This window comes from Actinomadura sp. J1-007, from assembly GCF_009793335.1.
Lineage (GTDB): Bacteria > Actinomycetota > Actinomycetes > Streptosporangiales > Streptosporangiaceae > Spirillospora > Spirillospora yumaensis.
Window position 1 is genome coordinate 4,642,433 of the sequence record NZ_WING01000001.1, and the last position, 19,006, is coordinate 4,661,438.

The window sequence follows — 19,006 nt, forward strand, 5'->3', positions numbered from 1 at the left end:
GGGCCATGCGTTTCGGGGTGCTCGGCCCGCTCGCCGTCCGGACGGGCGGCGGCGCGGCCGTGCCGGTGCCCGGCCTGAAGGTCCGCGCCGTGCTCGCGGTCCTGCTGCTGAACGAGGGCCGTCCGGTCCCCGCCGACCGGCTGATCGACGACCTGTGGGGCGGGTCCGCCGCGCCGCCCGGCAACCCGGCGGGCGCCCTGTCGGCGAAGGTGTCGCAGCTCCGCCGCGTCCTGGAGGACGCCGAGCCGGGGCCCGCGCGCTCGTCGTCTCGCGTCCCGCCGGGTACGCACTGGAGTGCGGCGAGGTGGACGCCCTCCGGTTCCAGCGCCTGGTCGCGCGCGCCCGCGCCGAGGGGGAGCCCGGCCTGCTCGCGGACGCGCTGGCCCTGTGGCGGGGGCCCGCGTACGCCGACTTCGCGGACGAGCCGTTCGCGCGCGCGGAGATCGCCCGGCTGGAGGAGCTGCGGCTGACCGCCCTGGAGGACCACGCCGAGCACCGCCTCGCGCTCGGCGACCACGCGGCGCTGGCGGGCGAGCTGGCCGACCTGCTGACCGTCCACCCCCTGCGCGAACGGCTCCGCGCCGCCCACCTGCTCGCCCTCTACCGGACGGGCCGCCAGAGCGAGGCCCTCGACGCGTACGAGGCGCACCGCGCCCGCCTCGCGGACGAGCTCGGCCTGGACCCCGGCACCGAGCTGACGGCGCTCCATCAGGCGATCCTGCGCCAGGACCCGTCGCTGAACGCCCCGCCCCGCAGGGCCGAGGCCGTCACGCGGCCCGGGACCCGCGCGGCCCGCGCGGCGGTCCGGGGCAACCTGCGGGAGCCGGCGTCCGGGCTGATCGGCCGGGACGAGGCGGTCGCCGAGATCGGGGACCGGCTCGCCGAGGAACGGCTCGTCACGCTCACCGGCCCCGGCGGCGTCGGCAAGACCCGGCTCGCGCTCGCGACCGCCGCCGGGCTCGCGGGCGACGCGTTCCCCGACGGGGTGTGGCTGGTGGAGCTGGCCGCGTTCGAACGGTCGGCCACGGCCGTGCCCGAGGCCGTCGCGCACGTGCTCGACCTGCGCGACGACCCCGGCGACGACGGCTCCGGCGGGCCGTCCGGACCGGCGGGACGGCTCGCGGACGCGCTGGCCGGACGGCGGCTGCTGCTCGTCCTCGACAACTGCGAGCACCTGATCGACGAGGCCGCGGACCTCGCCGGGCGGCTGCTCGGCGCCGCGCCCGGCCTGCGGATCCTCGCGACCAGCCGGGAGCCGCTCGCGCTGCCCGGCGAGGTGGTGTGGAGCGTCCCGCCGCTCGACGTGCCCGCACCCGGCGCCGCCGACCCGGGCGTGCTCGAACGGTCGAGCGCCGTGCGGCTGTTCGTGGCGCGGGCGTCCGCCGCGGCCCGGGACTTCCGGCTCGACGCCGGCACCGCGGAGGCCGTCGCGGTGCTGTGCCGCCGCCTGGACGGCATCCCGCTCGCCCTCGAACTCGCCGCCACGCGCGTGCGGGCGCTCGGCGCGCACGGCCTCGTGGACCGGCTGGACGACCGGTTCCGGCTGCTCGCGACCGGGCACCGGGGCGCGCCTCCGCGCCAGCGCACGCTCACCGCGATGATCGACTGGAGCTGGGAGCTGCTGTCCGATCCGGAACGGGCCGTGCTGCGGCGGCTGTCCGTCCACGCCGACGGCTGCACCCTCGACGCCGCCGAGGCCGTCTGCGCGGACCCGGACGGCGGCGACGGCGCGCTGGACGTGCTCGACCTGCTCGTACGGCTCGTGGACCGTTCACTGGTCGTCATGGAGGACCGCGGCGGCGACGGCCCCCGCTACCGGCTGCTGGAGTCGGTCGCCGCGTACTGCGCCGACCGGCTGGACGAGGCGGGCGAGCGGGCGCGGGTCCGCGCGCGGCACCGCGACTACTACACCGGCCTCGCCGAACGCGCCGAGCCGTACCTCTACGGCCCCGGCCAGGCCCGCCGCCTCCGGCTCCTCGACGGCGAGGCCGCCAACCTCCGCGCCGCGCTGGACGGCGCGGTCGCGGACGGCGACCGGGACGGCGCGCTGCGGCTCGCGAACGCGCTGACCTGGTACTGGTACCTGCGGGGCCGGCTGGCCGAGGCGGACCGTTCGCTCCGCGCCGCGCTCGCGCTCCCCGCCGGACCCGAGCCCGCCCCGGCGGCGCGGGTGGCGCGGGCGAAGGCGGCGGCGTGGCTGGCGGCCATCGGCGTGCTGCGCGGCGACGAGGCCGGATGGCCCGCCGCCCGCGACGAGGCCCTGCGCCTGTTCGCCGGGGAGGACGAGGGCGAACGGGCCCGCGCGCAGTGGCTGCTGGCGTGGGCGGGCAGCGAGAACGACCACGTCGCCGACGGCGGGGCACGCGTCGCCGAGGCGTTCGCGACGTTCGAGAGGCTCGGCGACCGGTGGGGGATGGCCGCCGCGCACGTTCTGATGGCCAAGCTGGCGCACGCGCGCGGGGAGACGGACGCCCTCGAACGCGAGGGACGGCGCGCCGCGCGGCTGTTCGGGAGGTCGGCGACCGGTGGGGGCAGCTCCAGGCCGCCGAATGGCTCGGCGCGCACGCCGAGCTGACCGGCGACTACGAGCGCGCGGCCCGCCTCCAGCGCGACGGCCTGCACCTCGCCGAGGAACTGCACCTGTGGCCCAACCTCGCCATGCGCCTCGGCTGGCTCGCGTGGATCTCGCTCCAGCGCGGCCTGTACGCGGAGGCCCGCGAGTACGGCGAACGGGTCCTCGCGCTCGCCGCCGAACGGGGCCGCCAGCCCGCCGCGCTGATGGCCGAGATCGTCCTCGGCCTCACCGACCGCCGCACCGGCGACCTCGACGCGGCCGAGGCGCGCCTGCGCCCCATCCTGGTCAGCGTGGACGGCGACGCCACCCCGCCGCTGTTCCTGCCGCTCGTCCAGGTGGGCCTGGGCCACGTCGCCGAGCTGCGCGGGGACGCCCCGGGAGCCCTGCGGCTCCACCGCGAGGCGCTGGACGTGGCGCTGCGCATCGACGCGCCCCGCGACGAGGCGTTCTCCCTGGAGGGCATGGCCGCCGCGCTGTGCCTGGCGGGCCGCCACGCCGAGGCCGCCCGCTGCCTCGGCACGGCCGCGCACCTGCGCGCGTCCCGCAACCTGTCGCCCGGCCCGGCCGAACGCGCCGACATCGACCGCGCCGCGACCGCCGCCCGCGACGCCCTCGGCCCGGCCGCGTACAAGGCCGAGCACGAACGCGGCGCCCGGCAGACCCCCGCCGACCACCTGCCCTCCTGAGGACCCGCGCTCCCCGAACGGCGATAGTGGGGAGATGACGATCTCCTTCCGCCGTCCCGGTTACGCCTGCACCGACCACTTCCTGGACGTCCCGCTCGACCACGCCGACCCCGGCGGCCCCACGATCCGGCTGTACGCGCGGGAGGTCGTCGCGCCCGGCAGGCAGGACGACGACCTGCCCTGGCTGCTCTACCTCCAGGGCGGGCCGGGCAACAAGGCGCCCCGGCCGGGCGCGTCGCCCGCCGCGTGGCTCGGGCGCGCCCTGCGCGACTACCGGGTGCTGCTGCTCGACCAGCGCGGAACGGGCCGCAGCACGCCCGCCAACCGGCAGACGCTCCCGCGGCCCCGGCGGACGCCGCCGCGTACCTGCGGCACTTCCGCGCCGACTCGATCGTCCGGGACGCCGAGCTGCTGCGCCGCCACCTCATCGGCGACCGGCCGTGGAGCGTGCTCGGGCAGAGCTTCGGCGGGTTCTGCACCGTGACGTACCTGTCGCTGGCGCCCGAGGGGCTCCGCGAGGCGTTCATCACCGGCGGGCTGCCGAGCCTCACCGCGAGCCCGGACGAGTGGTACCGCACCGCGTACCTGCGCGTCCTCGCCGCGAACGACCGCTACTTCGCGCGCTATCCCGGCGACCGCGACGTCGCCGCCCGCATCGCCGGCCACCTCGCCGAACGCGACGAACGGCTCCCCACCGGCGAGCGCCTCACGCCCCGCCGGTTCCAGACGCTCGGCCTCGGCCTCGGCGCCTCCGGCCGGTTCGACGACCTGCACTACCTGCTGGAGGAGGCGTTCGTCGCGGGCCGGGAGGGCGCGGCGCTGTCGGACACGTTCCTCCAGTCCGCCGGCGCGACGGTGTCGTACGCCGCGCAGCCGCTGTACGCGCTGATCCACGAGGCGTGCGTGTGCGACGGCACGGCGTCGAACTGGTCGGCGCAGCGCGTGCGGGAGGAGTTCCCGGAGTTCGACGCGGAGCCGTTCACCTTCGTCGGCGAGATGATCTACCCGTGGTTCTTCGAGGAGGACCCGGCGCTCACCCCGCTGCGCGAGACCGCCGACCTGCTCGCCTCGTACGAGTGGCCCGCCCTGTACGACCCCGACACCCTCGCCGCGAACACCGTCCCGGTAGCGGCGGCCGTCTACTACGACGACATGTACGTCGACCGCGACTTCTCGCTGGAGACCGCCCGCGTCATCCCCGGCTGCCGCACCTGGATCACCAGCGAGCACGCCCACAACGGCCTCTCAGCCGACCCCGAGTCCTCGACCACCTCCTCACCCTCATCCACATCTGAACCCCGAGCTGGGTGTGGTGGAGGTCACGGGGGTGGGGTGGGGTGGGGGTGTCACTTTCTGTGGGGGTGGTCGCGTCTCCGGGTCAGGTGGGCGCCGTTCGGGCGCGCTTGATGGGGAGGCGGTGCGGACGTGCTGGGGAGACTGGCGGGGTTCGTGGTGCGGCGGCGGCGGGCGGTGCTCGTCGTGGCGCTGCTGCTGGCGCTGGTGGGCGGCGCGGGGGCGCGACGCTGTTCGACCGGGTCAAGGGCGGCGGGTTCGACGATCCGGGGTCGGAGTCGGGGCGCGCGGCGGAGATCCTGCGGGACGGGTTCGGGCAGGGGCCGCCGAACCTCGTGCTGCTGGTGGACGCGCCGAAGGGGGTGGACGATCCGGCGGCGGCGCGGGCCGGGGCCGGGCTCGGGAAGCGGCTCGCGGGCGAGGAGGGCGTCGTCAACGTCGCCTCGTACTGGGACGGGCGCGCGCCGCAGCTCAAGGGGAAGCGCGGGGACAAGGCGCTCGTCGTCGCGACGATCCGGGGGGACGACACCGCCGTCGAGAAACGGCTCGAACGGCTCGCCGGGGCGTACGAGGGGAAGCGCGACGGGCTGGAGGTGAGCGTCGGCGGGTACGCGATGCTCCAGCACGAGATGGTCGAGCAGTCGCAGAAGGACGTGCAGCTCGGCGAGGCGATCGTCTTCCCGGTGACGCTGGTGGCGCTGGTGCTGCTGTTCGGGAGCGTGGTCGCGGCGTCGCTGCCGCTGGCGGTGGCGCTGCTGACCGTGCTGCTCGGCATGGCGACGATGTGGGCGCTGACGCAGGTCACCGACCTGTCGGTGTTCGCGATCAACGTGATCACGCTGCTCGGGCTGGGCCTGGCGATCGACTACAGCCTGCTGGTCGTCAACCGGTACCGGGAGGAGCTGCGCGCGGGCAACGCGGGGCCCGAGGCCATCGCGGCGACGATGCGGACGGCGGGCCGGACCGTGGTCTTCTCGGCGGTGACGGTCGCGGTCGCGCTGTCGGGGCTCGGGCTGTTCCCGATGCTGGCGCTGCGGTCCATGGCGTACGGGGGGATCGTGACGGCGGGGCTGTCGGCGCTGGTGTCGCTGACGGTGCTGCCGGCGCTGCTGGCGGTGCTCGGCGACCGGGTCGGGCGCGGGCGGGAACGGGCCACGGGGTTCTGGCACCGGGTGGCGTCGTTCGTGATGCGGCGGCCGGTCGGGGTCGCGGCGCCGGCGGTGCTGGTGCTGCTGGTGCTCGGCGCGCCGTTCCTCGGGATCAAGCTCGGGATGCCGGACGAGCGCGTCATGCCGGAGTCGTCGGGGGCGCGGCACGTCGCGACGGTCGTCCGGGGAGAGTTCTCGTCCGGTGAGCAGAACGCGTTGCAGGTCGTGGCGCCCGAGGCGGACGGGCGGCTCGGCGCGTACGCCGAACGGCTGTCCAGGCTGGACGGCGTCGCGCGGGTCGACACGTCCACGGGCAGCTACGCCGACGGCGCGCGGCGGGACGTCAGGGGCGCGTTCGCCCAGGGGCGGGCCGCGTACCTGTCGGTCGTGCCGGAGGGCGACGCGGGACGGGTCGTCAAGCGGGTGCGGGCCGAGCCCGCGCCGTTCCGGGTGCTGGTCGGCGGGACGGCGGCGGTCAACGAGGACGGGACGGCGTCGCTGAAGCACCGCCTGCCGTACGCGCTGGCGGCGGTCGTCGGGATGATGCTCGTGCTGCTGTTCCTGCTGACCGGGAGCGTGCTGCTGCCGGTGATCGCGCTGGTGCTGAGCGGGCTCAGCCTCACCGCGGCGTTCGGGGCGCTGGTGTGGATCTTCCAGGACGGGCACCTGTCCGGGGCGCTCGGGTTCACGGTGACGGGGACGACGATCGCGACGGTCCCGGTGATGCTGTTCGGCGTCGCGTTCGGGCTGGCCATGGACTACCAGGTGTTCATGCTCGCCCGGATCCGCGAGGAGTACGAGCTGACCGGGGACGGGACGCGGGCGGTCGCGATGGGCCTGGAGCGGGTCGGGCGGATCGTGAGCGCGGCGGCGGTGCTGATGGCGATCGTGTTCCTGGCGTTCCTGGTGTCGGGGATGACGTTCATGAAGGCGTTCGGGATCGGGCTGCCGCTCGCGGTGCTGATGGACGCGACGCTGATCCGGGGCGCGCTGCTGCCGGCGGCGATGCGGCTCGGCGGGCGGGCGACCTGGTGGGCGCCGGGGCCGCTGCGGCGGCTGCACGCCCGGTTCGGGCTGCGCGAGGCGGACGCGGCCGAGGCCCCTTCCTTTTCAGGTGACTTTTCCGGGTTCGACAGGGTTCGCTGACCGGCCAACGGAGCATCCCGTTAGGGGCCCTAAGGTCTGCCCCTCGCGATCTTGTGGGTGATATGCGGGGTATGTGATACTTATGAGCAAGATCATTAATAATGCGCCTGGTGTTCCATCTGTGCTGTATCGGCCGATCGCCGAGACGGACGCGCGAGACAAGCGAGGGAACCGTTCATGTCGACCGCCATCGGGACCGGATCCGCCGTCGAAGGGCCGCGCGAGCGGCTCAGCGTCATGCCGCTGCGCCGCGTTCTCGGAGAGGTGCGCAGGGGCGGCCCCCTCGGTTTCCTCGACTCGGCCGGACGGCGCGCGCGGGGCTCCATCACCCGGCTGAACCTCGGCCCGTTCCGCCCGTTCCTCGTCACCCACCCCCGGCACCTGGAGCACATCCTCCGCACGCATGCGGGCAACTACCCGCGCGGCGCCGCGATGTGGGCGGCGCTCGGCCGGCTGACCGGCGACGGCATCGGCGGCGAGGGCGCGCAGTGGCAGGCGAGCCGCGAGATCCTCCAGCCCGCGTTCTCCGCCCGCTACCTCACCGCGATGAGCGAGCAGATGATCACCTCGATCGCCGGCGCGGTCGACGACCTGGACGCGCGGGTCGGGCCGGGCCGGCCGGTCGACGCGGGGCTGGAGATGACGCGGCTCGTGCAGCGGGTCATCAACCCGGTCTTCTTCGGCAACCTCGTCCCCGACGAGGAGGGCGACCGGCTCGGCGCGGCGATCGCGACCGCGATGGGCTCGCTGCTGTGGCGGATGGCGATGCCGTTCGTCCCGCACCGCGTGCCGCTGCCGGGCGACCGCGCGTTCCACCGCTCCACCCGCACGGTGAACGAGATCCTGCGGCCCGTCATCACGGCGGCGCGCGTCGGCGACCGCGAGGGCCAGGACGTCGTCACCCGCCTGCTGAACGGCGCGGGCCCGGACGGGACGCCGCTCACCGACGAGCAGATCTGCGACGACATCGTGGCACTGTTCGTCGCGGGCAGCGAGTCGAGCGCGATCGCGCTGACGTGGGTGTGGGTGGCGATGCTCCAGAACCCGCACGTCGCCGAGCGCGTCCGCGAGGAGGTCGACCGCGTCGTCGGCGGCGGACGGCCCGAGCGCGAGCACATCCGGCGGCTCACCTACACCCACCAGGTGCTGAACGAGGTCCTGCGCGTGTACTCGGTCGGCTGGGCGGTGCCGCGCATGGCGATCGAGGACGACGTGATCGACGGCGTCCCGATCCCCGGCGGCTCGACCCTGGTCATCTCGCCGTACCTCACCCACCGGCTGGAGGACGTCTGGGAGCGGCCCGAGGAGTTCGACCCGGACCGCTTCACGCGCGAACGGGTCCGGGCCCGGCACCCGCTCGCCTACCTGCCGTTCGGGGACGGCGGGCACCAGTGCATCGGCCAGCATTTCTTCAGCCAGGAGGCGTCGCTGATCGTCGCGACCATTCTGAGCAGGTACGAGGTCACGTTGCGCAACGCGCCGGTCGAGCCCAAGCTGTCCCTGACGTTGCAGCCGAGGACTCCGGTGGAATTGGAGTTCACGCCCCGCTGAACGAAGCCGGTATTACCCGATCGCAAGGAAAGCGGCGTTGCTAGGGTGCTTTGCGTGCAAACAGGGGCCTGAGAGGTCTCGCCCGGGACGCCACCTCATCCTCCGAGGGCGCGCGGGTCCCCTCTCGGGCCGCCTGCCCCCGCTCTGGATGGTTTGAGGACTGCTCGATGCGCCTGCGCAAGTCGCCCGGCGCCCGCAACACGCGCGTGCGGGCGAAGATCACGGCCATGCTGTTGTCCCTGGTCGCGCTGTGGGGGTTCGCGGCGTGGGTCACGGTGCGGGACGGCTGGAACCTGCTGGAGGCCGGCCAGATCGACGAGACCGCGGGCCGCCCGACCAAGTCCCTGATCAACATGCTCCAGGACGAGCGGCGGCTGTCGCTGGTCCAGCTCGGCCGCCCGCGCGGCGCGGTCGTGCCCGGCCTGGCCGACCAGCGCGAGCGCACCGACCGGCTGGTCACGAGCTGGCGCAGGTCCGCGAAGGACGCGCCCGGGAAGATCACCAAGAACGTCGCCGACACCCGCAAGCGGCTCGACGCGCTCGACGCGGTGCGCGCCTCGATCGACGCGGGCACCGCCGACCGCTCGTCCGCCGCGCAGGTCTACAACCAGGCGATCGACGCGGCGTTCGGCATCCTGGTCATCAACGCCCAGCTCGACGACCAGGAGGTCGCCGCCGACGGCCGCGCGCTGATCGCCCTCACCCGGGGCCGCGAGCTGCTCGCCCGCGAGGACGCGTTCCTGTCCGGGGTGATCGCCGAGGGCCGGTTCGGGCCCGGCGACCTGAACCGGTTCGCGCAGGCGGTGGGCGTCCAGCGGTACGGCCTGGAGGAGGCGTACGCGCAGCTCGCGCCGGGCGACCGCAAGCACTACGAGGAGGTCACGCGCGGCGCGGCGTACTCCGCCGTCCGCTCGATGGAGGACCGGATCCTCGCGCAGCGGCCCCGCGCGCTCCAGCGGCCGGGCGTGACCGCCACGCAGTGGCAGGCCGCGTCCAAACCGCTGCTGAACCAGCTCGACCAGGCCATCGACAAGGGCGGCGACGCGGTCGTCGAGCGCGCCGAGCCGGTCGGCTACGGCGTGCTGCTGCGGCTGGTGCTGGTCGCCGGCCTCGGGCTGGTCGCGGTCGTCGCGTCCATCGTCCTCGCGTTCACCACCGCCCGCGCGATCATCCGGCAGCTCAACCGGCTGCGGATCGCGGCCGAGGAGCTGGCCGACACGCGGCTGCCGGACGTGGTCGCCCGGCTCGGCCGCGGCGAGAAGGTCGACGTCGCCGCGCAGGCCCCGCCGCTGCGGTTCGGCGACGACGAGATCGGGCGCGTCGGCAAGGCGTTCAACCGGGTCCAGGAGACCGCCATCGCCGCCGCCGTCCAGCAGGCCGAGCAGCGCGCCGGGTTCCGCAAGACGCTGCGCAACCTGGCCCAGCGCAACCAGAGCCTGGTCAACCGGCAGCTCCAGATGATCGACCGGATGGAGCGCCGCGAGGACCTGGCGGGCAAGGAGCTGGAGGACCTGCTCCGGCTCGACCACCTGACCACCCGCGCCCGCCGCAACGCCGAGAACCTGGTGCAGCTCTCCGGCGGCCAGCCGACCCGCGTGTGGCGCCGCCCCGTCCCGATCCTGGACGTCATCCGCGCCGCGGTCTCCGAGGTGGAGAACTACGAGCGCGCCACGTTCCAGCGGATCGACCCGGCGTGGCTGCGCGGGCACGCGGTGATCGACGTGATCCGGCTGCTCGCCGAGCTGATCGAGAACGCGCTGAGCTTCTCCAGCCCCGAGACCACCGTGGAGATCAGCGGCCAGACCACCCCGAACGGGTTCGCGATCGCGGTGGAGGACAAGGGGCTCGGGCTCGACCCCGACCGGCTGGAGGTGGCCAACCACATGCTGGCCACGCCGCCGGAGTTCGACGTGGCGCCCGAGGAGCGGCTCGGCCTGCTCGTCGCCGGGCTGATCGCCCGCCGCCACTCCATCACCACCACGCTGAAGCGGTCGCCGTACGGGGGCGTCACGGCGGTCGTGCTGCTGCCCGACGCGCTGTTCGAGCGTGCTCCCGAGGAGCGCCCGCTCGTCGGCGCGGGCATGGTGAACGGCGCGTCCGGCAGGGCGGCGGGCGCGTCCGGGGCGCGCGACGCCTCGTCCGCCCGGCCGCTGTCCCCGGCGCAGGACGCGCCCGGACGCGGCAACCTCGCGGTGCTGTCGTCCGCGCGGCCCGAGGGCCCGGCGCTGGTCGCGCTCCCGTCGCCCGGCCCGTCCGGCGACGACGGCGACGGCGCGGACGGAGCTGACGGCGCGGACGGCGACGGGGCCGACGACGGCCACCTGCCGCTGCCGACCCGCCCGGCGTCCGCCGACCGCGCCGAAGACGGACCGCGCGGCGACGGCGACCGTTCCCCCGGACCGCGCGGCGACGGCGACGACCCGCGCGAACGCGGCGAGGCGCACGGCGGCGACACACCGCGGCCCGCGAACGAGCCGGGCGGCCCCGCGGACGCGTCGGGCGAGCCCGCGGGCGAGCACGGCGCGGAGCCGGACGACGACGGCGTCACCCCGGGCGGCCTGCCGATCCGCCGCCCGCAGGAGAGCCTCGCGCCCGCGCTGAAGACGGACGCGCCGCTGGTCGCCGAGGAGCCCGAGCCCGAGGAGCTGGTCCGCTCGCCCGAGGACGTCCAGCGCATCATGGGCGCCTACCAGCGGGGCACGCTGCGCGGCCGCGCCGACGCCCAGGCCCAGGAGACCGGCCCGCAGGCCGCCGGTGCGCGGGCCCCGGAGGCCGCCGCACCGGACGGCGAAGCGCCGGACGCGCCGGAGGACGGCGGGCCGAACGCGGACGAGCCGGAGGACGGATCACCGCGGCATGACTGAATCGTTGCGGTAGGTCAAAGATCGCCCGTCCCGGCCGGACCCGCCGACCCCGCAGGCCCCGCCGGGGCCGCGTCAGTCTGAGGCGGCGGTCGCCGTCCATGCCGCCAGGCCCTCGTCCGAGAGCACCTGGTCGAACGCGGCCTCCGCCGCGCCGACCAGCGTGCTGTGCGGGCCGAGCGTCGAGGGCAGCAGCGGCGGCGGGGCGGCGCGCCGGAAGCTCATCAGACCGGCGCGCAGCGCCCGGTCCAGCTCCTCGCCGGCGACGGCGGCGATGCCGGGGCCGAGGCCCGACAGCGTCACCCGGTCGGGGTCCAGCGCGTTGACGAGCGCGCCCGCGCCGCGGCCGAGGGCCCGCGCGGCGGCGGCGACCGCGCGGCGCGACGCGGGGTCCGAGCCCGCTGCCGCGATGATCCGCTCGGCCTCCGTGCGGGGGTCGCGCGGCGGCGGGAGGCCGAGGACGCGCGCCATCGCCCGCCCGTCCACCTCCAGGTCCCAGCATCCGGACGCGCCGCACGGGCACTCCAGCGCCGGGTCGCCGAACGGCATGTGCCCGAACTCGCCCGCAGCCCCCGTCGCGCCGTTCACCGGGCGGCCGTCCACGATCAGCACGCCGCCGACGCCGACCTCCACCGTCAGGTGCAGGACGGCCCGCGCCCCCGCCCCGGCCCCGCGCCGCGCCTCCGCCAGCCCGGCGAGCGAGGCGTCGTTGCCGACGAGCAGCGGGACGTCCGGCGCCGGGCGCAGCGGCTCGAACGACACGTCCCGCCAGCCGAGGCCGGACGCCTGGACGATCGTCGTCCCGACGGCCGTCCCGGCGACGGCGACCGACACCGCGCGCAGCCGCCGCCCGTACGCCGCGCGCGCCTCGGCCACCCGTTCGCTGAGGACGCCGAGCACGGCGGCGGGGCCGGGCCCCGGACGCCGGCCGGACGTCTCGCGGACCGCGCGTCCGCCGAGCTCGACGGCGGCGACCTGCCAGCGTTCGTGGCCGATGTTGACGACGCAGGCGAGCGGCCCGCGCGGGTGCGCGCCGAGCGCGGGGGAGGGGCGCCCGCGCTCGCCGGTCGGCGGCGGCGCGGTCTCGGCGAGGAGCCGCGCCGCCCTCAGCCGCGCCGCGATCTCGGTCGCCGAGCCGCTGCTGAGGCCGAGGGCGCGCGCCGCGTCCGCCCTGGTCGTGTCCGGATGCTCGTGCGCGTACCGCAGGAACGCGAGCGCCCCCTGCCGGCGCAGGGTGTGCGCCCGGTGCGCCCCGGTCGTCCGCATGGCTGACATTCTCCCGCAATCGGATTAATCTCGACAGACGAGGATTTTTCCCCCAGAGGGGCGGCCCCGATCATGCCCGGCCGATGACCCGCGAGGCCCGTACCCCGGCGCTGTACGCGGCGCTCGGCTGCCTCGGCTACCTGCTCGCCGCGCTCGGCGCGATCGTCCCGGAGCTGCGCGCCGAACGCGGCCTGCCGCGCGCCGAGGCCGCGCTGTACCCGTCCGGCTTCGCGGTCGGCCTCGTCGTGGTCGGGCTGACCGGACACCGCCTCGCCCGGCGGCTCGGCCGCCACGCCCTGCCCGCCGCGCTCGGCTCGCTCGTCGGCGGCGCGGCCGTCCTCGCCCTGTCCGGCGGACGCCTCGGCGGCGCCGCCGGAGCCCTCGCGCTCGGGCTCGGCGGCGCGGGGCTCGTCCAGGTGGTGCCCGCGACCCTGCGCGCGATCCGCGACGACGCGACGGTGGCGATCGGGAAGGCCAACGCCGTCTCCAGCGGCGCCTCCGTGGTCGCGCCGCCGCTGATCGGCGCGGCGGTCGCCCACGGGCTCGGCTGGCGCGCCGCGTTCGCGCTGCCGCCGCTGCTCGTGGCCGCCGTCCTGCTGGTCCGCCGCCCCGCGGCCCGCGCCCTCGCCGAGCCGCCGGACGGCGAGCCGGGCGGGCGGGCGCCGCGGCCGTTCCGGAGCCGGTGGACGGACCTCGTGCTGGCCGTCGGCGTCGAGTTCTGCATGATGTTCTGGGCGGCGGACTTCCTGCACTCGGTGAAGGGCCTCGGGACGGGCGCCGCGACCACCGCGTCCGCCGCGTTCGTGCTCGGGATGGCGGCGGGCCGCGCCATGGTCGGGCCGGCCGTCCGGTACGCGGGCACCCCGCGACGCCTGCTGGCCTGCGCCGCGTCGCTCGCGCTCGCCGGCTTCGCGGCCTTCTGGGCCGCGCCGCCGGCGCCCGCCGTCGCGGGGCTCGGCGCGGTCGGCCTCGGCGTCGCGCTGCTGTACCCGGTCGTCCTCGCCGAGGCGCTCGCGGCCTGGCCGGAACGTCCCGCCCGCGCCGCCGCCCGCTGCGCCCTCGCGTCCGGGACGGCCGTGGGCGTCCCGCCGCTGGCCCTCGGGGCGCTGGCCGACCTCGCGGGCCTGCGCGCCGCCTACCTGATCGCCCCGTTCCTCCTGACCCTGTTCCTGGTCCGGGCCCTCCGCCGGTCCGTCCCGCCACGCTGACCCGCGGCGGGGCGCGGCACCGCCTCGTCCCGGCACCGCGCCCCGCCGCGGCTCAACGGGCGGACGCGGCCAGGACGGCGGCGCCGTGCACGGCGGCGCGGTCGCCGAGGAGGGCCGGGACGACCGGCGGGGGCGCGCGGAACAGCAGCCGCGCCGCGAAGCGCTCGGCCAGCGGCCCCAGCAGGGCGTCGCCCGCCTTCGCGAGGCCGCCGCCGACGACGACCAGCGCCGGGTCGAGCATGAGCGTCGCGGTCGCGAGCGAGTCGGCCAGCGCGTCGAGCGCCTCGTCCCAGACCCGCGCGGCGGGCCCGTCGCCCGCCAGCGCGCGGCGCACGACCTCCTCGGCCGGGACGTCCGCGCCGGTGAGCGCGGCGTGGCGGCGGGAGACCCCCGCGGCCGACGCGTACGCCTCCAGGCAGCCGCGGTTGCCGCACGTGCACGGCTCCCCGCCCGGCCGGACGACCGTGTGCCCGATCTCGCCGCTCCACCCCGACGCGCCCGGGTACGGCGCGCCGCCGAGGACGAGCGCCGCGGCGATGCCCGTCCCGATCGGCAGGAACAGGAAGTCGCCCGCTCCGCGCCCGGCGCCGCGGGCGGCCTCGCCGAGGCCGCCCGTCCGCACGTCGTGGCCGAGCGCGACGGGGACGCCGAGCCGTTCGGACACCAGCGCGCCGAACGGGACGTCGCGCCAGCCGATGTTGGCCGAGTAGACGGCGGTGCCCGTCGCCTCGTCCACCAGGCCGGGGACGGCGATCCCCGCGGCGGTGACCCCGTCGGCGCGCGCGGCGAGGTCGGCGGCGAACGCCACGACGGCGGCGGCCGCCGCCTCCGGCGGGCGGGGCGTCGGGCGGTCCTCGGTGTGCAGGGCCGTCCCGTCCGGCGCGATCAGGGCGCCCTTCATCGACGTGCCGCCGACGTCGAGCGCGACGACCGTCACTTGACCGAGCCCGCGGTCAGCCCGCCGATCAGGTACCGCTCGATGAACACGAACAGGATCACGACCGGCACGATGGCGATCAGCGACGTGGCGAACAGGTACTGCCAGTGCTCCTGGTACTGCGTCACGAACGACGGGATCGCGACCGTGAGCGGGCGCCGGTCGGGCGAGGCCGTCACCGTCAGCGCGACGATGTACTCGTTCCACGCCGAGATGAACGTGTAGACGACCGCGGTCACCACGCCCGGCATCGAGATCGGCAGCGTCACGCGGGCGAGCGCGCCGATCCGCCCCGCGCCGTCCAGGAACGCGGCCTCCTCCAGCTCGCGGGGGATGCTGGAGAAGTAGCCGTGCAGGATCCAGATGCAGAACGGCAGGTTGAACGCCGCGTTCACCAGGATCAGCGCCAGCAGGGTGTCGGTCAGGTTGAGCGCGACCATCTCCCGGTAGATGCCGATCACCAGCGCGGTCGGCGCGAACATCTGCGTCACCAGCACCAGCAGCAGGAACGCGCCGCGCCCCCGGAACCGGTTGCGCGCCGTGTAGTACGCGGCGGGCAGCGCGCACGCGAGCGTCACCAGCGTCGCGGCGGCGGCGACGGTGAGCGAGACGCGGATGTTCGTCCAGATCGGCGCGGCGTCCCACACGTCGGCGAAGTTGGACCACTTCCAGTGCGTCGGCAGGTAGCCGCCCGGCGACTTGGTCAGCTCCCGCTCGGGCTTCAGCGAGGTCAGGAACATCTGGAGGTACGGCAGGATGAACGCGAGCGCCACCAGCCAGCCCACCGCCGTCAGCAGGACGACGCGCAGCCGTACGGGCCGTTTCATCGGACCTCCTCCCGCCAGCGCGAGGCCCGCAGGTAGAGCAGCACCATCACCAGGATGAGGGCGAAGTTGACCACCGCCATGGCGGCCGACTCGCCGACGTTCTGGTCATAGAACGCGATCTTGTACATGAACGTGGTGGTGGTGTCGGTCGCGTGCCCGGGCCCGCCGCCCGTCATCGCCCAGATGATCGGGAACGAGTTGAACACGTTGATCACGTTGATGATCGAGGCGATCAGGATCGCCGGGCGCAGCAGCGGCAGCGTGATCCCGAAGTAGGCGCGCACCGCGCCCGCCCCGTCCACCCGCGCCGCCTCGTACACGTCCTCCGGGATGGTCTGGAGCCCGGCGAGGATGACGAACGAGGTGAACGGCAGCGACACGAACACCGCCACCCACATCATCCACAGCATCGCCTGGTGCGGGTGCGCCAGCCAGTTCACCGGCTGGTCGATCACGTTCAGGTCCAGCAGCACCCGGTTGACCAGGCCGGAGTAGTTGTCGAGCATCCACTTCCAGATCAGCGCGGTCATCAGCACCGACGCCGCCCACGGCACGATCACCGTCCAGCGGACGACGCGGCGGCCGGGGAACCGGGCGTTCAGCAGCTGCCCGAGCGCGAGCGACAGCAGCATCGTCACCACGACCACGCCGGCGACCCACAGCAGGGTGCGGCCGACGACGGCGAGGAACGCGTCCTCGTCGAACAGGTCGGAGTAGTTGCGCGAGCCGCTGCCGCCGAGCGTGACGCCGGACGAGCTGATCTTCTGGAGGGAGGTGCGGACCATCTCCACGACCGGCCACAGCACCACGACGGCGATGAGCGCGATCGACGGGCCGAGCCACAGCAGCGGGGTCAGCGCCCGGCCGATCCGGCGCGGCCGGGAGGGGCCGGACGGGCGCGCGGGGGACGGGGAGGCCCCGGGCACGGCGGCCCGGGGCTGGAGGGAGCGGGGCGGCGGGGCCCCCGAACCCCGCGCGCCCGACGTGGCGTCGCGCACTCAGCCGCTCTTCTCGGCGGTCTTCTGGATCTCGTCCAGCACCTTCTTCGGCTGCGAGCCCGCCACCGAGGTGCCGAGGCTCTGCTTCACCGCGCCCGCCACCGCCGTCCACGCCGGGTTGCTCGTCGGCGCGAACTTCGAGGTCGGCAGCGCGTCCACGAACTGCTTCATGTACGGGTCGGCGCTCAGCGCCGCGCCCGCCGAGGACGTCACCGGCAAGAAGCCCTCCTTGGTGAGGAACTTCGAGGTGTTGTCCTTCTGGTAGAAGAAGTCGAGGAACTTGGTGACGGCCTCCTTGTTCTTGCCGTCGTTCTTCTTGAACGCGGCGAGGACGTCCATCACCCCGAGCGTGTTGTGCTCGGTGCCGCTCTTGCTCGGCAGCGAGGTGACGCCGAAGTTCAGGTCCTTGTTGGCCGGGTCGATGAACGACGCCTTGGTGAACGGGCCGCCGATCGCCATGCCGATCTTGCCCTGCGCGAACTGGTTGAACACCGTCTTGCGGTCGGTGGTCTCCGGGTTCGGCTGGGTCAGGCCCGACTTGGTGAGGTCGCGCAGGAAGTTCAAGGTGTCGATGTTGGGCTGCTGGTTGATCGTCCACTTGCCGGACGCGTCCACCCAGCCGCCGCCGTTGTTCATCGCCCAGGAGTAGAACTCCGCCTGCGCCTCCTCGGGGCCGAGCGGCAGCCCGTACCCGGTCGAGCCCTTGCTCTTGATCTTCTGCGCGTCGGCCTTGACCTCGGCCCAGGTCTTCGGCGGCTCGGCGATGCCGGCCTTCTTGAGCAGGTCCTTGTTGTAGAACAGCAGCCGGGCGCTGGAGATGAACGGCAGCCCGTACTGCTCGCCGTTGTACTTGGCCTGCGCGGTGAACGTCGGCGTGAAGTCGCCGAGGACCTGCGGCGACACCACCTCGGACGCCTTGTAGATCAGGCCGTCGCGGGCGAAGTCGGAGAAGGAGTTGTAGTTCAGGACGTCCGGGACCTGCTTGGTCTGGACGTAGGTCTTGACCTTCGCGTCCATCTGCGTCCAGTCGACCATCTCCAGCTGCACCTTGTAACCGGAGTTCTTCGCCTCGAAGTCCTTGATGAGGGAGTCCCAGAACGGTTTGGTGTTGTCGGAGTAGATGGCCGCGACGAACTTGATGGTCTTTCCGTCGGAGTCGTCGCCCTTGGACGAACTCCCCTTGCCGCACCCGCTCACGCCGAGGGCCAATGTCAGGCCCGCGGCGATGGCGCCCATGAGGTGCCGTTTCATCTGTCCCGCCTTTTCCCGGCTCACTCTGTGCTCTCGCTGCTCTCGCTGCTGCCGGGCTCCGCTGGACCGCGCTCATCCCGGCCCCGAGCCCGCCCCCCGCCTGCCCCCTTTCGCGCATGAAAAAATGTGCGCGGTGTGAGTGTTCACTGAGCAGAAACGCGCGTGGTGCCGAAGATAAAAGCTGGTCCGTACCAGTTCAAGAGCCCGCCTGCGCAAGAGTCTCAACCGTTATCCGGCCGCCGCGCGGCGGTTCACCGGTACGGTTCGCGGGCTGCGGTGGTCCGGCCGGAGCCGTCGCGCGTGTCCGTCCGTTCACGCTGGGCACAGGCGTGACCGAACGGTCACTGAGCGGGTCAGGGCCGTTGTTTCGTCCGTTTTCCTGCGGGTAGTCCGGGGCCGAACCCGAGCAGGCGACGAGGTGAAGCAACCATGACCCCCGGACGACGACCGCCGCGGGAGCGGCCGGAGCCGCCGCCGGAGCGGCGGGCTACGCGGTCGCCCGGACCGCGCGGGGCCCGCTGCGGCGGGCGCGCCGCAGGCTGCTCAGGCGGATCACGGCGCGCTACGAGGCGAAGCTCGACCGCACGGTGCGGCGCCTCACCGCCGCGGCCGAACGCGGCGGGCCGCTCACCAGGGCGGCGCTGGCGGGCGTACGGGCGCTGGCCGAGGGACGGTCACCGTTCCGCGCGCTGCTCACCGCCGGCTGGACCGCCCTCAAGGAGACCCTCGCGGGGATCTTCGGGCGGCGCGCGCCGAAGATCACGAGCATCGCCGAGCAGATCGACGTCGGAGCGCCCCGGCGCGTCGTCTACGACCAGTGGACCCGGTTCCAGGACTACCCGGCGTTCATGAAGAAGGTCGTGAGCGTCGAGCAGACGGCGGACGAGGCGCTGACCTGGAAGGCGAAGATCTTCTGGTCGAGCCGCACGTGGGAGTCCACGATCGTCGAGCAGGTCCCCGACACCCACATCGTGTGGCGGTCCAAGGGCGCCAAGGGGCACGCGGATGGCACGGTCAGCTTCCACGAGCTCTCCCCGGACCTCACCCGCGTGCTGCTCGTCCTCGAATACCACCCGCGGGGGCTGTTCGAACGCACCGGGAACCTGTGGCGGGCCCAAGGACGCCGGGCCCGCCTCGAACTGAAGCATTTCCGCCGTCACGTCATGACCCGGACGCTGACGCGAGCGGACGACATCGGTGGCTGGCGCGGCGAGATCCGCGGCGGCGAGACCGTCACGGCACATGGGCGGAGGTAGACC

General features: G+C 74.7%; 15 protein-coding genes. 10 read left to right on the top strand and 5 right to left on the bottom strand.

Annotated features, from left to right (window positions below; genetic code table 11):
- Positions 1-5: 5 nt before the first annotated feature.
- From GEV43_RS50655 to GEV43_RS21080, 8 genes are all read left to right on the top strand, one after another.
- The gene (locus tag GEV43_RS50655; protein WP_241682991.1) at positions 6-470 is read left to right on the top strand and encodes a helix-turn-helix domain-containing protein; all 465 of its coding nucleotides are present in this window, start codon (positions 6-8) and stop codon (positions 468-470) included.
- Complete coding sequence (locus GEV43_RS21060; RefSeq protein ID WP_241683707.1) at positions 365-2,575, top strand: BTAD domain-containing putative transcriptional regulator; 2,211 nt, start codon at positions 365-367, stop codon at positions 2,573-2,575. The genes GEV43_RS50655 and GEV43_RS21060 overlap by 106 nt, the downstream gene beginning before the upstream one ends.
- Positions 2,576-2,658: 83 nt before the next feature.
- Entirely contained in the window at positions 2,659-3,261 is a 603-nt protein-coding gene (locus GEV43_RS50660; protein WP_241682992.1) for a hypothetical protein, read from the top strand.
- Between the two features lie 34 nt (positions 3,262-3,295).
- Positions 3,296-3,745, top strand: a complete 450-nt coding sequence (locus GEV43_RS50665; RefSeq protein ID WP_241682993.1) for an alpha/beta hydrolase — start codon at positions 3,296-3,298, stop codon at positions 3,743-3,745.
- On the top strand, positions 3,673-4,668 hold the full coding sequence (locus GEV43_RS21065; protein WP_375539100.1) for a hypothetical protein: 996 nt from the start codon (positions 3,673-3,675) through the stop codon (positions 4,666-4,668). Before GEV43_RS50665 ends, GEV43_RS21065 begins: the two co-directional genes overlap by 73 nt.
- Positions 4,668-6,848, top strand: coding sequence for an efflux RND transporter permease subunit (locus tag GEV43_RS21070; RefSeq protein ID WP_206681228.1), 2,181 nt, complete (start codon positions 4,668-4,670; stop codon positions 6,846-6,848). The genes GEV43_RS21065 and GEV43_RS21070 overlap by 1 nt, the downstream gene beginning before the upstream one ends.
- A 177-nt stretch (positions 6,849-7,025) precedes the next feature.
- The gene (locus GEV43_RS21075) at positions 7,026-8,399 is read left to right on the top strand and encodes a cytochrome P450 (protein WP_160822139.1); all 1,374 of its coding nucleotides are present in this window, start codon (positions 7,026-7,028) and stop codon (positions 8,397-8,399) included.
- A gap of 167 nt (positions 8,400-8,566) precedes the next feature.
- The gene (locus tag GEV43_RS21080) at positions 8,567-11,263 is read left to right on the top strand and encodes a nitrate- and nitrite sensing domain-containing protein (protein WP_160822140.1); all 2,697 of its coding nucleotides are present in this window, start codon (positions 8,567-8,569) and stop codon (positions 11,261-11,263) included.
- A gap of 72 nt (positions 11,264-11,335) precedes the next feature.
- On the opposite strand, the gene GEV43_RS21085 is transcribed toward GEV43_RS21080, so the two are convergent.
- Positions 11,336-12,526 carry an ROK family protein gene (locus GEV43_RS21085; RefSeq protein WP_160822141.1) on the bottom strand — a complete coding sequence of 397 codons (1,191 nt, stop codon included), beginning with the start codon at positions 12,524-12,526 and terminating at the stop codon, positions 11,336-11,338.
- Between the two features lie 83 nt (positions 12,527-12,609).
- Here GEV43_RS21085 and GEV43_RS21090 point away from each other — a divergent pair, with 83 nt between their 5' ends.
- Positions 12,610-13,734 (top strand): sugar MFS transporter, encoded by a 1,125-nt coding sequence (locus GEV43_RS21090; protein WP_160822142.1) that lies wholly within the window; start codon positions 12,610-12,612, stop codon positions 13,732-13,734.
- Positions 13,735-13,786: 52 nt separating this feature from the next.
- Here GEV43_RS21090 and GEV43_RS21095 read toward each other — a convergent pair whose 3' ends face one another.
- From GEV43_RS21095 to GEV43_RS21110, 4 genes are read right to left on the bottom strand one after another with little or no spacing between them, the layout of a single operon-like run.
- On the bottom strand, positions 13,787-14,671 hold the full coding sequence (locus tag GEV43_RS21095) for an ROK family protein (RefSeq protein WP_160822143.1): 885 nt from the start codon (positions 14,669-14,671) through the stop codon (positions 13,787-13,789).
- A complete protein-coding gene (locus GEV43_RS21100) occupies positions 14,668-15,498 on the bottom strand; it encodes a carbohydrate ABC transporter permease (protein WP_160822144.1) in 831 nt (276 codons plus the stop codon). The genes GEV43_RS21095 and GEV43_RS21100 overlap by 4 nt, the downstream gene beginning before the upstream one ends.
- Positions 15,495-16,496 (bottom strand): sugar ABC transporter permease, encoded by a 1,002-nt coding sequence (locus GEV43_RS21105; RefSeq protein WP_309239752.1) that lies wholly within the window; start codon positions 16,494-16,496, stop codon positions 15,495-15,497. The genes GEV43_RS21100 and GEV43_RS21105 overlap by 4 nt, the downstream gene beginning before the upstream one ends.
- Positions 16,497-17,747 (bottom strand): extracellular solute-binding protein, encoded by a 1,251-nt coding sequence (locus GEV43_RS21110; RefSeq protein ID WP_160822145.1) that lies wholly within the window; start codon positions 17,745-17,747, stop codon positions 16,497-16,499.
- 587 nt (positions 17,748-18,334) lie between these two features.
- Here GEV43_RS21110 and GEV43_RS21115 point away from each other — a divergent pair.
- Positions 18,335-19,003, top strand: coding sequence for an SRPBCC family protein (locus tag GEV43_RS21115; protein ID WP_309239753.1), 669 nt, complete (start codon positions 18,335-18,337; stop codon positions 19,001-19,003).
- Positions 19,004-19,006 lie beyond the last annotated feature (3 nt).

Bases quoted from the DNA above. Each gene is read 5' to 3' on its own strand.
- GEV43_RS21075 (WP_160822139.1), top strand. From the start codon at position 7,026: ATGTCGACCGCCATCGGGACCGGATCCGCCGTCGAAGGGCCGCGCGAG.
- GEV43_RS21070 (WP_206681228.1), top strand. From the start codon at position 4,668: ATGGGGAGGCGGTGCGGACGTGCTGGGGAGACTGGCGGGGTTCGTGGT.
- GEV43_RS50660 (WP_241682992.1), top strand. From the start codon at position 2,659: ATGCGCCTCGGCTGGCTCGCGTGGATCTCGCTCCAGCGCGGCCTGTAC.
- GEV43_RS21100 (WP_160822144.1), bottom strand. From the start codon at position 15,498: ATGAAACGGCCCGTACGGCTGCGCGTCGTCCTGCTGACGGCGGTGGGC.
- GEV43_RS21080 (WP_160822140.1), top strand. From the start codon at position 8,567: ATGCGCCTGCGCAAGTCGCCCGGCGCCCGCAACACGCGCGTGCGGGCG.
- GEV43_RS50655 (WP_241682991.1), top strand. From the start codon at position 6: ATGCGTTTCGGGGTGCTCGGCCCGCTCGCCGTCCGGACGGGCGGCGGC.
- GEV43_RS21110 (WP_160822145.1), bottom strand. From the start codon at position 17,747: ATGAAACGGCACCTCATGGGCGCCATCGCCGCGGGCCTGACATTGGCC.
- GEV43_RS50665 (WP_241682993.1), top strand. From the start codon at position 3,296: ATGACGATCTCCTTCCGCCGTCCCGGTTACGCCTGCACCGACCACTTC.
- GEV43_RS21090 (WP_160822142.1), top strand. From the start codon at position 12,610: ATGACCCGCGAGGCCCGTACCCCGGCGCTGTACGCGGCGCTCGGCTGC.
- GEV43_RS21085 (WP_160822141.1), bottom strand. From the start codon at position 12,526: ATGCGGACGACCGGGGCGCACCGGGCGCACACCCTGCGCCGGCAGGGG.